The 16383-nt window shown below is 37.5% G+C and carries 10 protein-coding genes; all 10 read left to right on the top strand.

Translation table 11 applies throughout. From position 1 onward, the window contains the following. Positions 1 to 26: 26 nt before the first annotated feature. The 10 genes from MY04_RS12760 to MY04_RS12715 all read left to right on the top strand — a co-directional run bounded on the left by MY04_RS12760 (position 27) and on the right by MY04_RS12715 (position 16321). Positions 27 to 410: a cupin domain-containing protein gene (locus tag MY04_RS12760; protein ID WP_066210141.1), complete on the top strand. Its 384-nt coding sequence runs from the start codon at positions 27 to 29 to the stop codon at positions 408 to 410. 24 nt (positions 411 to 434) lie between these two features. Then, positions 435 to 1757 (top strand): MFS transporter, encoded by a 1323-nt coding sequence (locus MY04_RS12755; protein ID WP_066210140.1) that lies wholly within the window; start codon positions 435 to 437, stop codon positions 1755 to 1757. A gap of 123 nt (positions 1758 to 1880) precedes the next feature. After that, complete coding sequence (locus MY04_RS12750; RefSeq protein WP_066210139.1) at positions 1881 to 2645, top strand: SDR family NAD(P)-dependent oxidoreductase; 765 nt, start codon at positions 1881 to 1883, stop codon at positions 2643 to 2645. 75 nt (positions 2646 to 2720) lie between these two features. Continuing rightward, positions 2721 to 4328 carry a polysaccharide lyase family 7 protein gene (locus MY04_RS12745; RefSeq protein WP_158297689.1) on the top strand — a complete coding sequence of 536 codons (1608 nt, stop codon included), beginning with the start codon at positions 2721 to 2723 and terminating at the stop codon, positions 4326 to 4328. Further along, positions 4329 to 5327: a sugar kinase gene (locus tag MY04_RS12740; RefSeq protein ID WP_066210137.1), complete on the top strand. Its 999-nt coding sequence runs from the start codon at positions 4329 to 4331 to the stop codon at positions 5325 to 5327. It abuts the gene before it with no gap. 45 nt (positions 5328 to 5372) lie between these two features. Next, positions 5373 to 6044 (top strand): bifunctional 4-hydroxy-2-oxoglutarate aldolase/2-dehydro-3-deoxy-phosphogluconate aldolase, encoded by a 672-nt coding sequence (locus MY04_RS12735; RefSeq protein WP_066210136.1) that lies wholly within the window; start codon positions 5373 to 5375, stop codon positions 6042 to 6044. Positions 6045 to 6506: 462 nt separating this feature from the next. Beyond that, positions 6507 to 9662: a SusC/RagA family TonB-linked outer membrane protein gene (locus MY04_RS12730; protein ID WP_066210135.1), complete on the top strand. Its 3156-nt coding sequence runs from the start codon at positions 6507 to 6509 to the stop codon at positions 9660 to 9662. A 14-nt stretch (positions 9663 to 9676) separates the two neighbouring features. Then, positions 9677 to 11044: a RagB/SusD family nutrient uptake outer membrane protein gene (locus MY04_RS12725; RefSeq protein ID WP_066210134.1), complete on the top strand. Its 1368-nt coding sequence runs from the start codon at positions 9677 to 9679 to the stop codon at positions 11042 to 11044. A gap of 69 nt (positions 11045 to 11113) precedes the next feature. Next, a complete protein-coding gene (locus tag MY04_RS12720) occupies positions 11114 to 12448 on the top strand; it encodes a polysaccharide lyase family 7 protein (protein ID WP_066210133.1) in 1335 nt (444 codons plus the stop codon). Between the two features lie 21 nt (positions 12449 to 12469). Beyond that, positions 12470 to 16321, top strand: coding sequence for a fibronectin type III domain-containing protein (locus MY04_RS12715; RefSeq protein WP_158297688.1), 3852 nt, complete (start codon positions 12470 to 12472; stop codon positions 16319 to 16321). The last annotated feature ends 62 nt before the right edge of the window (positions 16322 to 16383 follow it).

Below are 16383 nucleotides of genomic sequence, written 5' to 3'. Positions count from 1 at the left end.
TAACAATTTCTAAACTTTAGTAAAAAATGGAAAAGATACAATCAAAACCATTCTTCGTATCTTCAGAAAATGAGTGGGAAGAATTAGGAAACGGTATTTCTCGTCAAATCATCGGTTATGACAATCAATTAATGGCTGTAAAAGTGAAATTTGAGAAAGGTGCTGTAGGTACTCCTCACTCTCATTTTCATTCACAAGTAACTTATGTAGTAGAAGGTTCTTTCAGAATGAGAATCGGTGAAGAGTGGAAAACAATTAACAAAGGAGATGCATTCTATTGTGAGCCAGACGTTGAGCACGAAGCTGAATGTTTAGAAGACGGTATGTTGATCGATACTTTCGGTCCTGCACGTATGGACTTCTTAGACGGTTCTAAGCCAGCTTACCTAACAGGTAAACAAGAAGATTAATTCACTTAACAAACTACTTAGAACATGGCTACAACAATAGAAAATAAAAAGCCTACTGAGCAAGGTATTAAGCCATTCGGTAAGAATTTACGTTGGGCAATTATTGGTCTAATCGCCATCGCTACAATTATCAATTATATTGATAGATCTGCGTTATCAATGATGTTCCCAGGTGAAGGTGGTATCGGAGAAAGTTTAGGTTTAGACAAGACTGATTATGCAGTTATTTTGAACGTCTTTATGGTATTCTATGCATTAGGTCAGTCATTCTCAGGAAGAATTTTTGATAAAGTGGGTACACGTTTCGGATATGTAATTTCGATCGGTATTTGGTCTATCTCTTCTTTCTGTCATACATTCGCAAGAGGTATTTTCTCTCTTGGATTCTTCCGTTCTACATTAGGTTTTGGTGAGGCAGGTAACTGGCCTGGAGCAGCTAAAAGTAATGCAGAATGGTTCCCAATTAAAGAAAGAGCTTTTGCACAAGGTTTATTTAACGCAGGTGCTTCTTTAGGGTCTGTAGTGGCTCCTCCTTTTATCGCTGCTTTATTTGTGGCGTTCGGATGGCAAACTACATTCATGATCATCGGTTCGTTGGGTATGTTATGGATCATTCCTTGGTTGTTAATTAACAAAGGAACACCAACAAAACACCCTTGGATGACTGAAGAAGAATGTCACTACATTAAATCTGGTCAGTCCAAAGCTGATAACGATGAGAATGCAGTTGCACTTCCATTAAGTAAAATCTTATCATACAAACAAGCTTGGTCTGTATTAGTATCACGTTTCTTCTTAGAACCAATTTGGTGGTTATTCGTAGGTTGGATGCCAATTTACTTAGCCGATGTTTATGGTTTCGATGTGAAAGAAATTGGTGCATTTGCTTGGATTCCATACGTAGGAGCCGCTTTAGGTTCTGTATCGGGTGGTTACTATTCAGGTTTACTAATTAAACAAGGTCATACAACCAACAGAGCACGTAAGCAGACCATCATTATTGGTTCTACTTTAATGTTATCGGGATTGATCGCAGTATTAAGCATCGATTTATCGCACAACCCAGATTGGTTTGTTTACATCGTAGCAGTAGTATTGTTTGGTTTCCAATTCTCAATTGGTAACGTACAAACTTTACCATCTGATTTCTTCTCTGGAAAAAATGTTGGTACTCTAGCCGGATTCGGTGGTACTGTAGGTGTATTGTCTGTGGTATTGATGAACTTCATTGTTTCACAGATTACAAACTACAACATTGTATTCGGTATGATCGCAGCGTTTGTACCATTGAGCGTTATTGCAATTTTCTTCTTGGCTAAAGACATTAAGCCGGTAGAAGAAGACTAAAATAAAATATATAGGGTTTATCATCAATCGCCCTCAAAATTTTGATGATAAACCCTCATTGTCACTTTTAATTAAGTGCTATTATTTCAAAAAAAAATATCTAAATAAATTAGTTTTAAAATTATGAACTTATCAGGAAAAGTTGCCATCGTAACAGGTGGTGTACGTGACATCGGACGTGAGATTACTTTAGCTATGGCAAAGGCAGGTGCAAGAGTAGTAGCAAACTACTATGCAGCTGAAGAAAATGCAGAAGAAAATGCAGCAGAAACAGTTCGTTTAGCAGCTGAATTTGGTGCAGAGGTGATCACTGTTCCTGGCGATTTGATGAATACAGCAGACGTTGAAAACGTAGTAGCTGAAACAGTTAAAATGCATGGCGATCGTATCGATATTCTTGTAAACGTTGCAGGAGGTATCGTTGGTCGTAAGAAAATCGAAGAGCAAGACGAAAACTGGTATAACTTATTAATGGACTTGAACTTCAAAACTGTTTGGTCTATGACTAAAGCGGTTCGTCCTTACTTAGGTGAAGGTGGTTCAATCGTAAACTTCGCTTCTCAAGCAGGTCGTGACGGTGCTGGTCCTGGTGCTACTCTTTACGGTGCATCTAAAGCAGCAGTTATGGGCTTCACTCGTGGTATGGCGAAAGAACTAGGTCCTATCGGTGTTCGTGTTAACGCACTTTGCCCAGGTATGATCGCAACTAAATTCCACGATGATCACACTCCAGATCAAGCACGTGTAAACGTTGCCAACGCAACTGCATTGAAGCGTGAAGGTCGTGCGGAAGAAGTAGCTGATTTAGTAGTTTACTTAGCATCAGATAGTTCTTCATTCCTTTCAGGTAACAATATCGATATCAACGGTGGCTTAGCGTTCTCGTAACGGATATTGAATTAAATATATTAATATCGGGCCGCACTCAATAGGCGGTCCGGTATTTCTTAAATGACTACAGAAATGAAACAAACGATCAAAGGATTATTATTACTACTACTTATCTGGCAATCTAACCTTGCCTTTGCACAACAACCTATCGTTATTGTAAACAGTGGGTTCGAAGACGGTTTAAAAAACTGGGAGGTAAAAGGTAAAGTACAAAAATCTCAAGATGCCAATTCTGGTAACGGTTCAGCTAAACTAGCAGAGAAAGGTGCAGAGGTTACTCAATTTGTAAGAGTAGAACCTAAAACCGATTATATATTAACGTTAGCTGTTAAAGGTAATGCTACAGCTTTTGTTTCTGTAAAAGGGAAAAAACAAGAAGTAAATACCGACAACAAGAAGTTTGCTACTGTAGAAATCGCTTTTAATAGCGGAAAAGCTAAAAATGTAATCATTGGTGCAAAGTACAATAACGGACAAGCACGAATTGATGACGTAAAACTAAAACAAGTAAAAGGTGCTGCGGCATCTAACCAAGAAACATTAAATCCAATTCTTGTAGTCAATGGCGGTTTCGAAAGCAAACTAGCCAATTGGGAAACTACAGGAAAAGTATCTTCTTCAGATGTCTGTCATAGCGGTGTAAAATCGGCTAAAATGGATGCTAAAGCTGAAGTAAGACAAATGGTAAAAATATATCCTTCATTAGAATACAGATTAGACGTTGCCGTGAAAGGTAGAGGTCAAATCTTCGCAAAAGTGAAAGGTGATGAATTCGTTCAAGATTTCGATACAAAAGAATTTCAAATAGTAAGCATTGAGTTTACTGCTCCAGCAAAAGGAAAATTTGTTACAATTGGAGGTAGATATACAGATAGACAAGTTCGTTTTGATGATTTCAAAGTAGTGATTTTAAATCAAGAACTAGATGAAAATCATCAATACCCAACAGATGTGATTCCTTCATTGACCGATTGGAAAATCACTTTACCAATAGATGCTCAAGGTAGAGATAACAAAAGAGTATTTGATGTGAATCAGAGAATCAAAACGCCATTAGAAATTGCAGATAATGGTATTATTGATTTCGAATACAGACCTTACTTCTTCGCAAAAGATGGTGAGGTGTTCTTTAGAGCTCATGCGGCAGGAGCAACAACAAAAGGATCAAAATATCCTCGTTCAGAATTAAGACAACGTTCAGGTCACGGTAACTTATACTGGTCTGTAAACGACGCTCAATATTTAGAAACACAATTAAGAGTAACACACGTTCCAACCGAAAAACCAGAGGTGTGTATGGTACAAATTCATGGTCCAGAAGATGAGCCATTAAGAGTTCAATACCATACAAAGAAAGGTGTTTATATTGTCTGGAACGAGAACAATAAAGATTACGAAAACGCAATCCCTTACAACATGGGAGAGCAGTTAAAAATATCTGTCTTGGTAGACAAAGGGTATATCACTTGTCAGATTCAAAACCTGACTCAAGGCACTAAATACAAAAAGACTTGGAAATCTATGGATGACACTGGCTATTTTAAAGTTGGTTGCTATACCCAGGCATCTAAATTCCAAAGTCAAATTAAGAAGGGATCTCGCGACGAGCCATATAGCTCATACGGTGAGGTAGCTGTCAAATCAATCATGTTAAAAACCACTTATACACCAAATAAATAAATGAAAAAGATAGTCACTTTTGGTGAGGTGCTACTTAATCTAGCAGCTCAAGGCGATTTACGTTTGAAACAATCAAACTGCTTGGATCTGAGATTTGCTGGTGCAGAGTCAAATGTTGCTGCATCTTTAGCTCAATTTGGTGAGGATGTATCTTACATTACAAGAGTACCTAAAAACGATCTATCTGAAAAGGTGATCAATACATTAAGAGGTCTTGGTGTAGATACTTCTAAAGTAGTATATGGTGGCGATCGTATCGGTATTATTTTCTTTGAAAATGGTGCTGTTTACAGAAGTAGTAAAGTGATATATGACCGTGCTGGGTCATCAATTGCTACTATCGAAGAAGGATCTATCGATTGGAAAGCAGCTTTCGAAGGAGCAGATTGGTTCCACTGGACAGGAATTACACCTGCATTATCAGCATCAGCTGCAGCGGTAACTAAAGAAGCTTTAGTAGCAGCTAGAGAAATGGGATTAACCATTTCTGGCGATTACAACTTCCGTAAAAACTTATGGCAGTGGGGAAAAGATCACACTGAAGTAATGCCAGAATTATTAGGGTACTGCGATGTAATGTCGGGTATTCACCCAGATGTAAATGTGGTAGAACAAGAAGTTTCTGATGAGCTTTATGCACTTGCAGGAGAAGATATGATGAAAAAATATCCCAACTGTAAAGTAGTAGCTTTCACTGCTCGTGGTAGTATTTCTGCATCTCATAACACTTGGCAAGGGGTGATTTATGATGGCGAAAAAGTATATAGATCGGCCAACTACGATATCACTCACATAGTAGATAGAGTGGGTGGTGGAGATTCATTTATGGCTGCTTTAATTTACGGTTTACGTAACTACTCAACAAAACAAGAAGCGGTAGAATTTGCAGCAGCAGCTTCTACTTTAAAGCATCTAATTGCTGGAGATCAAAACATGGTAACAGTAGATGAAGTCGAGGCCTTGATGAATGGTCCTAAAAACGGATTGATCAACAGATAAAGATTAAAAAATATTCCTTAGGGATACTAAATAAAAGAACAAACAATGGCACGTTTCACAAGAATTGAAGTTGCACAAAAAATGTATGATACAGGCATGATTCCTGTATTCTACCATAAAGATATCGATGTATGTAAGCAAGTTTTGAAAGCAACATACGAAGGTGGTGCACGTGTATTCGAATTTACTAACCGTGGAGATTTTGCGCATGAAATCTTTGCAGAATTAGTAAAATGGTCAGCGACAGAATTACCTGAAATGATCTTGGGTATTGGTTCTGTCATCGACGCTCCAACCACTGCTTTATATCTTCAATTAGGAGCAAACTTTATCGTTTCTCCGATTATGAATCCAGAAATGGCGAAGGTTTGTAACCGTCGTAAAGTAGCTTGGTCTCCTGGCTGTGGTTCTCTTACAGAAATCCAACAAGCAGAAGAATTAGGTTGTGAGGTTGTAAAAATCTTCCCAGGTCAACAAGTAGGTGGACCGGATTTTGTAAAAGCTGTAAAAGGACCTTTCCCATGGTCGTCGATTATGCCTACGGGAGGTGTTAAACCAGAAAGAGAAAACATTACAGAATGGATCAAATCAGGTGTTCATTGTGTTGGAATGGGGTCTCAATTAATGGTGAAAGACGCGAATGGTAACTTCGATTTAGAAGGTATCAAAAATTTAACAAAAGAATCTCTTGAGATTATCTCTGAACTAAGAGGATAATCGATATACTACATTTGAATAATCAATTTATTGATTGAAATAGCTAAAAATAAAACCTTACTTATAATTTAAATAATCTTTTAATTTATTTGTGAGGTTTTTATGCTTAAAAAGTAATGAAATAATTATAATAATTTATTGAAGTGAAATTGGATTGGGTAACCAAATTAGAGATGTGAACTATTAAATGATTGAAATTGAATTGTATTTGAATGTATAGATAAATATTATTTCAAGTTTTATCATTAAATGAAATGAAAATAAAATTGACTGACTTAAACTCTATATTTAAAATTAAAGTTGCCTTTTTAGTGTGAAAAAATGAAAAATTTATAAGTATTAAGGTTTTTTTATGAAAATACTGATAAGTGTCATTAATTCACTTAAAAATTATTTCTATTTTTGGTCAACCAACATCCAGTGTATAAAATTCACAAATGAACTTCGTTAAACTGTAGATAAATGTTAAAATTAATACTTCAAAAATGGCATCTGACACTTGCTTTTATGGTGCTTATGCTGGCGAGTTCTTCGGCATTTGCTCAATCGCAAATTTCGGGTACAATAACTTCGCAAACGGACAATGATCCTATTCCGGGTGTTTCGATTTTTATCAAAGGAACAACAACAGGAACAATTTCAGATTTTGACGGTAACTACTCAATAATGGCTTCTCCGGAAGATATTTTAGTGTATCGTTATATAGGTATGGAAGAACAAGAAATCGTTGTAGGCACTCAAACTTCAATCAATGTTGCCTTAACTGAATCAACTGAACAACTCAATGAGGTGGTAGTTGTAGGTTACGGTACACAAAAGAAATCTCACTTAACTGGTGCAATCTCTAAAGTAACCAACGAAAAGCTGGACCAATTGCCAGTATCTCGTGTGGATGATGCTTTAATTGGTCAAGTATCAGGTGTAAACATTCAACAAACAAACCCTCAAGCGGGTGAAGCTCCAACAATTCAAGTTCGTGGTGTAGGATCAATCGCTGCCGGATCTGGCCCTGCTATTGTAGTAGATGGAGTTTTGGTAGAAGATGATTACATGGCTTCATTAGATATGAACGATGTAGCTTCAATAGAAGTATTAAAGGATGCATCTTCTGCAGCAATCTTCGGTTCCAGAGGTGGTAATGGTGTGATCATGATTACTACAAAATCAGGACAGTCTGGAGACACTAAGTTCAACTTCAATACTTACTATGGTCGTAAATGGTCTTATCAAAGAGACAACTTCCGTCCAACTGTGGCAGAGAACAAAGCCAACATCGAAAATTACATTGCCAACATCGATCAAAATTGGCCAGCAGATCTACCTACTGAACAAAGAGATTATGTGGTAGGTAAAGCAAACACTACATTAACGAGAATGAACTACATGCAGGAGATCTTAGGAGATGCTCCTGAAAAAGATTGGCAGGATATCATTTTTGAAGATGGAAACATACAGTCTTATTCGTTATCTGCTTCAGGGGGATCTGATAATACCACCTTTAATGTATCAGGTGCTTACTTAAAAGACGACGGTGTTTTATTAGCCGATTCGTATTCAAAAATGAACTTACGTTTCAAGTTAAAAAGTAAACTTACTAGACGTTTAGAGTTAGGTTTAAACGTTAACCCGGTAAGAGAGCAAAAGCAAGTTTTCCCAACTTCTCTTCATGAATCACTTCGTCAGTCTACATGGTTACCTATCAAACATGATGAGCACACGATTAACTTCGTGGACAGAGAGAACTTCCCTAATGTTGCTGTAGGTGATTATGCACAAGAATCACACTTCAACAACTATCCAGATCCAAGCGATCCTGAAAATAAGGTACTACCAAACGTATCGGTAACAAACAACTCCAACCCTTACGCGAACATCGTAGAAAGAGACCATAAAGAGTTAACACACCGTATCTATACAGGTATGTACTTAAAATATAAAGTGATGAAAGGATTAAACTTCCGTACATCATTCACTGCGACTTATAGAGATCGTGTTCGTAACTACTATGATGGTACAAAAGCTACTCGTAACGGTGCTTCTGATGCTCGTCTTCGTAATAGAACGTACAGAGATTTTAACTGGATTAACGATAACTACTTTACATACAATAAGAACATCAATGGCTTGCATGATATCAATGCTACGTTGGGTATGTCATTCGAAAGACGTCAAACGCACTTTACAGAGACTATTGGTACAGGTTACACCAACGATGCGGTGAAAACAATCAATGCCGCTTCAGTTATTGCATTTGGTGATGAATACATCGGAGTAGAAACACTTCACTCTGTATTTGCTCGTGTGAATTACGCATACAACGACAAGTACTTATTCTCGGTATCAATGAGAACGGATGGTAGTTCTAGATTCGGTCAGAACTATAAATACGGTATTTTCCCAGCAGGTTCATTTGGTTGGAGAATTACAGAAGAAAACTTTATGAAAGGAGTGGATTGGGTATCAGTTTTAAAACCTAGAATCTCTTATGGTATTACAGGTAACAACCAAGGTATTGGTCTTTACGATGCGTTGGGTAGAATGTATCCATCATCATCTGTAGTTAACGGAAGTATTTCTTCAGGTTATAATCCTGCAAACATTGCTCAGCCAGATTTACGTTGGGAGCAACAAGTAGAATTGAACCCAGGTTTAGATTGGGGATTATTCGGAAACAGATTATTCGGTTCAATCGAATGGTACCGTCGTAGATCAAATGATCTATTGTTAACTCAGCAAATTCCTTCGATAACAGGTTTCGACCAAAGAACTGTCAATTTAGGTCAAGTACAAAACCAAGGTTGGGAATTCGAGATCAATGTTAAGCCTATCCAAACAGATAAATTTAAGTGGACACTTACTGCAAATGCATCCACTAACGAAAACAAATTGTTAGAATTTGGTGGAGTGGATAGCTTAATTACTATTGTAGATGATAAGCGTCCTGCCAACTGGATTGCAACAACAGGTCACCCAATTTCTTCTTTCTACGGTTATAAAATCGACAGATCAAAAGGAGATGATGGTAAGGTGCCTTTCGAATATTTGAACGAAGGTTTCTGGCCAATCGGTGGTACTTCTCAAATGGGTTATGTACAAGACTTGAACGGCGATGGTGTTATTGACGAGAATGACCGTACAATTATCGGTTCACCTTATCCTAACTTCATCTGGTCGGTAACTAACAACTTCCAAATCGGACGTTTTGATGTAATGTTTATGTTCCAAGGTTCTATGGGTGGTCAGGTATTGAACATCGACCCTCAGTACTATGAATATCAAACAATGCAAGGTCAAAGACCAAACACTCAATTCTTCGAGGATATGCCATACGTTAGAGAAAGAATTCTTACAGACGATATGGTACAAGATGCATCATTTATTGCTTTGAGAAACTTTAATGTGGGTTATTCTTTACCGACTAACATTGCAGGTAAAGTTGGTCTTAACAAGGCAAGAGTTTACGCTTCAGGTACCAACCTGTTATACATCATGTCAGATGGTTATACTTCATTCAACCCAGAAGGTATTCGCGATGAAGGACCAATCAACTATGGTTATCAAAGAGGTTCTGCTCCAATTCCTCGTTCATTTATTTTAGGTATCAACGCTGAATTTTAATCCTCACTTTAGAAATGAAAACTTCAATTAAATATATATTCACTGTCTTACTATTGATGAGCTTTACAGCTTGTGATAGCTTCTTGACAGAATATCCTTACTCGGAAGTAGCTGTTGATAACTACTTGAAAAACGACGACGAAGTAGAGACTGCTGTAATTGGTATCTACTCAGGTTTACAAGAAGTAGTACAACAAGAGTATGCGATTTTAGAAATGAGATCTGACAACGCAGGTACACGTAGTGGTGTAGGTGACTGGGCACAGTTCGAAACATTTACTATTCTAACAACAAACTCTGTAGTTGCCAACTACTGGAAACAGTTATACATGACGATCTACCGTTGTAACTTGGTGTTAGCGAACATCGATAACGTGGTAGACCCAGCTAAAAAACAACAATTTGAAGCAGAAGCTAAATTTGTTCGTGGTTACCTACATTTCAATGCAGTTCGTTTATTTGGTCATGTGCCTTTAGCAGATAGAATTGTAAAAGAAGGAGATACGGAAGGTTACAAACAAGCCGCTCCTGATGAAGTGTATGCTTTAGTTGAATCTGATTTAACTTTTGCTGTAGAGAACTTGCCAACAACAGCGCAAATTCCTTTAGGAAGAGCAAACAAAGAATCTGCAGAAACAATGTTGGCGAAATATCTTTTACAATTTAAAAGATATGATGAAGCAAAAAATATGTTAGAGAATGTGATTAATACTGGTCAATTCACACTTACTCCTGACTACCGTACTATTTTCTATCAAGAATTAGGAAGCGAAATCATTTTCCCAATCCAATTCATTGATGATAACACAGAAAACTCTCAAGAATTCTCTTATTACTTTTTATTTGAGCAAGGTTCGCATAACTACGCTACAGATAATATGATCAATTTGTATGAATCTCAGCCAGGTGTTAGCGGAGAGGATTTAAGATATACTGCCAACATTATCGATCAAAGAGGTGTACGTAAAGGCTGTGGCAAATTTGTAACACAAGCCAATAATATTAGACTAGCTGGTAACGATTATGTCTTGATTAGATATACTGACGTGCTATTACTTTATGTTGAAGCTGTAATTGGCGACAACTTCCAAACAAACGATGCAGTGGCTTTAGATTACTTTAACCAAGTAAGAGCAAGAGCAGGTTTAGATGCTTTAGAAAACATCACGAAGCCTACTTTAGCGAACGAGCGTCGTAAAGAATTCCTATACGAAAACCAACGTTGGTTCGACTTAGAAAGAACAGGTGATTTGGAAGCTACCATTACCAACTTCATGAGAGATCAAGGTTTACGTTTTGATAAACGCCACTTATTACTTCCAATTCCTCAAAGAGAGTTGGATACAAGTAAAGGGGTGTTACAACAAAACCCTGGTTACTAAACAATATTTTTTCCCCAATGGGATAGGCTTTGGTCTATCCCATGCAAAGTTATTTTCAATTCGCTTTACATGAGTAAGACTTATAAAATAATTGGTTTCCTTTTTCTACTGTTCAGTCTTGTGAACTGTACAAACAATAAAGTAGAGGACGAGATTACTTCTAAACCGGACGAGGAAGTGCCATCGAACCCTGATGCAGATCAGGATCAAGATGAAAACGAAACTCCGGAAGAAGAACCCGAACTTGAATTGTTGACTATTATTGATCCAAGCTTGGAGAAGCAAAGTTTCCCAGATTGGGATCATGAGGGTACGGTGAATAATTCTACAGGAGAAAGTAATGTCAATTCTGGTGATAGAGCTGCTAAAGTGACATCAGAAGGTGATCAATTATCTCAAGTGATTCGTGTTACGCCAGGTGTGGAATACCAACTATCACTTTATGTGAAAGGTGGACTTACACTATTTGTAAAGCTAAGTGATGAAAGTGAAGTGATCTCATCAGTAACTACAGATGAGTATTCGAAGACCTCTGTTCGATTCACATCATCAGATTCTTTGGTAATTATTGGAGGTAGATTCTATACTCAAGAAGGACGTTTCGACGATTTTGCTATTGAAGAATACAAAGAAGACGAAGTGCCAGATGCCGATCAGAAACCTACGGATGTTATCCCATCATTAGTACAATGGAAAGTAACTCTTCCAGTAGACGCAGATGGAAATGATAACAGATATGTTACTGATCCGGAGTTGAGAAATAGAAATCCACTAGAAATCAAAGATGGTGATTTAGTCGATTACGAATGGTTTCCTTACTTCCACGCAAAAAATAACGAAGTATTATTTAAAGGACATTGTGCAGGAACAACCACTAGAGGTTCTTACTACCCACGTTGCGAGTTAAGACAACGTGTTGGTGGTGGAGACAATTATTGGAGTGTTCAACAGTATCAATATTTAAAAACGGTATTAAGAGTAACACACTTACCGGTGGTCAAGCCAGAGGTTTCCATGGTACAGATCCACGGGCCTCAGGATGAACCACTGAGAGTGCAGTACTCGGAAAGTACACGTTCGTCGACCCCTTGGGGATTACACATCGTTTACAACGAGAACTTTAAGGAACGAACAAATATTGAATACAAAATGGGAGATCGTTTAGAAGTAGAAGTGATTGTTGATAAGGGTGATATTACTGTTAATATCAGAAACTTAGAAAATGGACAACGTTACAACAAAACGTATACTTCTGTAGATCAAACAGGATATTTTAAAGTGGGTTGTTATACACAATCCACAAAATTCCTCTCTCAAGTAAAACCAGAATATGATCAAGACGAGCCAAACGATGCTTATGCAGAGGTGGCAGTTCAATCTATAGAATTAAAAGAAACTTATTAAAAAGGTATAAGGTAAATGAATATGAAAACTTTAAACTATTTGTTTGGGGCATTTATACTTACTGTGCTGTCGGTAGGTAACCTATTTGCTCAAAACGCACCTGATAGCGACGGGAATGTTTATATAGATATTTCCAAAGATTACACAGCACATGATGGTGCTGGTAACTATGCAGGCAACACTCCATGGACAGTAACTTCAGACGTATCAGCTCCATATGGTGCTGTATTAGCAACAACAAACGAAAACTTATCGAGTAGTGCAGATCATCCATTTTCTGCAAATTATGGATCTTCTGTATCGTATGAATTTACATCTGAAGCTGGTCAAAGTCGTTATGTTTGGGTTTTATTAAAAACGCCAACAACTTCTACAGGTCGTTTCTTTGCTTCAGTGAATGGTAAATGTATTGATAAAAGAAATGATACCGAATATGCTGAATTAAGATCAAGAATTGATTCAGACGGGTGGCAATGGGTACGTTTAGGAAACAATGTAAAAGACCTATTGTTGGAAGGTACAAATGTATTTAGAATCTATCACTACAGAAGTGATTTACAAATAGGTCGTGTTTTATTAGCAAAATCTGAGGATGTATTCCCAGTATTGGATGCAGCAACAAATTTTGCAGTTGCTTCTAATGATGCATCTACAATGACAATTACTTGGTCAGCGGCATCAAAGACAGGTTTCGTAATGGAGCAAGATAATAATACGGAGAGAACTTTCAATCCATCTTATTTAGTGTCTTTAAACGGTAACGCAATCACTGAAGAGCCAACTGTAGATGCAACAGAAAAGCATACAGAGAATTCAATCACGATCAATAAATCAGATTTGCAAGATGGTGATAATACAATTACAGTACAATTAGCTCAATTTACTAGAAAATCGAGTAGTAGTGATATTCTTGGTAAGTCTGCTGTTGCTGAATTTACTTTTAATTCTAATGATGCGGGAAATGGTGGTGATAACGGAGGTGACACAGAAGGTGAGCAACAAGATGAAGCACACACCGCTGATGCAAATGGAGTGTATATGTTCCAAGCGACAAAATACTTAGAAAGCAAAGCAGGTACTGCAGCTTTTGATGGTGAGCAATGGTTAGTTGGAAATGATCCTGTACAAGGTAAATACATGTATTTAGAGAACACAACTTCTGATAATAGAAACGAAACTTCAGCAGAAAGATATGTTTCTCCATCATTGGTGTATAAAATCAATATGTCAGAAGCTAAAACTGGTTTTGTGTGGGCATTGATTAATGAAGGTTCTAAAGATGGTGGTCGTGTTTGGGCGAACATGAATGGATTGGACTTGGATAAAAGAGCTGAAAATGAATATGGTTCAGCAGCTCGTTCAAGAATTTCAGAAGAGATGGCTGGTCAATGGCAGTGGATCTTGATCAATAATCAAGCAAACAGTAGCGTTGTAAAAGCAGGCGATAATTTGATTGAGTTCTTTAAAGCAAGACCAAATATTAAAATCGCTAAGATTGCTTTCACACCTCAACAAGATATCAACTTAATTATTGATACTCCAGAACCAAGAGTGACAGCTAATGATGGTACTAATGTAACTATCGGATGGGATGAGCCAACTTTAACTGGAGAAGTATATGATAATGGTGACAATATTTTCCCTAACAAAGCATTTGTTTATAGAGTAAAATTAGGTGATACAGTAATTGGTGATGACATCACTACAAGAAACATCGAAATTGCTGCTACAGATTTAGAAACTCCTCAAGTAGTCACTGTTGAAGTAGGTCATGAGTTCAAAAAGAATTCATCTTCTACACATATGACTTACTCATTAGAAGGTGATATCACAGTAGACAAAAACTCTCAGCCAGGTGGTAATGAAGATACTGAGGCTCCAACTAAACCAACAGATTTAGCTTCTTCAGATGTAACTGCTACTTCTGTGAAATTAACATGGACTGCTTCTACAGATAATATTGCTGTTGCAGGTTATAAAGTGACACAAAATGGTGCTGATTTGGCAGCCACTGCTTCTACTAACGAAATGGAAGTAACAGGTTTAACTGCTGAAACGGAATATACATTTACAGTAAGAGCGTACGATGCTGCAGGTAATGAATCTGATGCTTCTGATGTAATTACAGTAACTACTGCTGAAGCGGGGAATCCTGGTGATGGCAATGGTACAGGTATCATTATTCAGGCAGATGAAGATAAAATCTATTCTTGGGATGCGACTGACTTCGATTTTAATCATGCAGGTACAGGGGCATTCGAAGGAGAAAGATGGTTAGTAGGTGCAGATCCTGAAGTTGGTAGATACATGTACTTAGCGAATACAGATACAACAACTAATGCTAACAAAGTATCAGCAGATAGAGGCGAATCTCCTAGTCTTACTTATAACTTAGCAGATGTTGATGCTTCATCAAGTAGATATATTTGGGCTTTGATTAATCAAGGTCAGAAGTATTCAGGTACTGTTTATGCTGATGTGAATGGTATTTGTGCAGCAGCTCGAACAGCTGGAGAATACGGAATTGATTTTGGTTCTAGAGTTTCAGAAGAAGCTGAAGGAGAATGGCAATGGGTACAAATTGGTTACAATGTTCAATCAATTTCTAAAGACGGACAATTAAATGTTGTAGAGATCTTTAAAGCATATCCTGATATTAAGATTGCTAAGTTCATGTTTACTAGAACGCAAGAGTATGTACCAATCATGAACAAACCTCGAGTATTTATTCAAGATAACGATGGTTCTTCAGTAACAGTATCTTGGGATGCTCCCGTATTGCAACACTTGCTGTACGACCATGAAATGAATATTTATGGTGAAGGTTACAACACACCTGATTTCACTTATAAAGTAAGAGTAGAGGGACAGTCAGAAGTGGAAATTAAGGATAACTTCATTAAAATTCCTTATGATCAATTGGCAAGTCCAAAAACGGTAACCGTTCAAATTGGTCACTTATTTAGAACAGGTAGTTCGAAATCTGCAATTAGCTTCTCTCTTCCGACAAGATTCGCAGGTGTATCGTCAGAAAGTCAACCTGACTTTGAAGCACCATCTAAACCAATGGACTTTGCTGCTATCGATGTTCAAGGTACTAATGTTGCTTTAAGCTGGACTGCCTCTACAGATAATGTAGGTGTATTGGGTTACAACATTTACCAAGACGGTATTAAGATCCAAACAACAACAGCTACATCATATAAAGTAGTTGGATTGAATGTATCGACAAAATATACTTTCGAAGTGGAAGCTTATGATGCTGCGGGTAATGTTTCAGAAAAATCAGATGCTTTAGAAATCACGACAAGAGATAAAGACGATGAGTTAACGGATCGTCCGAGTAAAGTTGATGATCTTGCGACTTCATTAGTGACTCATGAATCATTTACTTTATCATGGAGACCATCGAACTCTTTAAACGGAATCGAAGGATACTATGTCTTCTTAAGAGCACAAGGTGAAAGCGATTTCAGAATGGTTGCTCAATTGAATGGCGGTACATTCTCTTACAGTGTTCAAGGTTTGGATATGGGAGTAACCTACGAAATGATGGTTCGTGCAGAAGATGGAGCAGGTCACTTGTCTGAAGAATCGGATATTCATACGGAAAAAACTGCCGATCGTCCTTTATCAGCTGATGATAACTTGAGAGTATCGTTAATTTCTAAAGTATATCCTAACCCAGCGGTAAGTGATATTAACATCGAGTTTACTTCAGAGGTATCGTATCAAATTTACAACTTGACGGGTCAGACGATCGTTTCTGGTACGGCTCAAAAAGTAAAAGTAGATCTACCAAAAGGAACATATATTCTTGTTGCAATTGATAGAAATGGCAACAAGGAATCAGCAAAATTACTTTGCTTCTAATCAATAGAGACTAAGATCCCCAAGTGATATCAATTACTTGGGGTAACAATAAGAAACCGACA

The sequence above is a fragment of the Flammeovirga sp. MY04 genome (genome assembly GCF_001682195.2).
Taxonomy (GTDB): Bacteria; Bacteroidota; Bacteroidia; order Cytophagales; family Flammeovirgaceae; genus Flammeovirga; species Flammeovirga yaeyamensis.
This window is presented reverse-complemented; position numbering and strand designations above follow the sequence as displayed.

Excerpts from the sequence above, each read along its gene's own strand:
- MY04_RS12760 (WP_066210141.1), top strand. The coding sequence starts at position 27 with ATGGAAAAGATACAATCAAAACCATTCTTCGTATCTTCAGAAAATGAG.
- MY04_RS12755 (WP_066210140.1), top strand. The coding sequence starts at position 435 with ATGGCTACAACAATAGAAAATAAAAAGCCTACTGAGCAAGGTATTAAG.
- MY04_RS12750 (WP_066210139.1), top strand. The coding sequence starts at position 1,881 with ATGAACTTATCAGGAAAAGTTGCCATCGTAACAGGTGGTGTACGTGAC.
- MY04_RS12745 (WP_158297689.1), top strand. The coding sequence starts at position 2,721 with ATGAAACAAACGATCAAAGGATTATTATTACTACTACTTATCTGGCAA.
- MY04_RS12740 (WP_066210137.1), top strand. The coding sequence starts at position 4,329 with ATGAAAAAGATAGTCACTTTTGGTGAGGTGCTACTTAATCTAGCAGCT.
- MY04_RS12735 (WP_066210136.1), top strand. The coding sequence starts at position 5,373 with ATGGCACGTTTCACAAGAATTGAAGTTGCACAAAAAATGTATGATACA.
- MY04_RS12730 (WP_066210135.1), top strand. The coding sequence starts at position 6,507 with ATGTTAAAATTAATACTTCAAAAATGGCATCTGACACTTGCTTTTATG.
- MY04_RS12725 (WP_066210134.1), top strand. The coding sequence starts at position 9,677 with ATGAAAACTTCAATTAAATATATATTCACTGTCTTACTATTGATGAGC.
- MY04_RS12720 (WP_066210133.1), top strand. The coding sequence starts at position 11,114 with ATGAGTAAGACTTATAAAATAATTGGTTTCCTTTTTCTACTGTTCAGT.
- MY04_RS12715 (WP_158297688.1), top strand. The coding sequence starts at position 12,470 with ATGAAAACTTTAAACTATTTGTTTGGGGCATTTATACTTACTGTGCTG.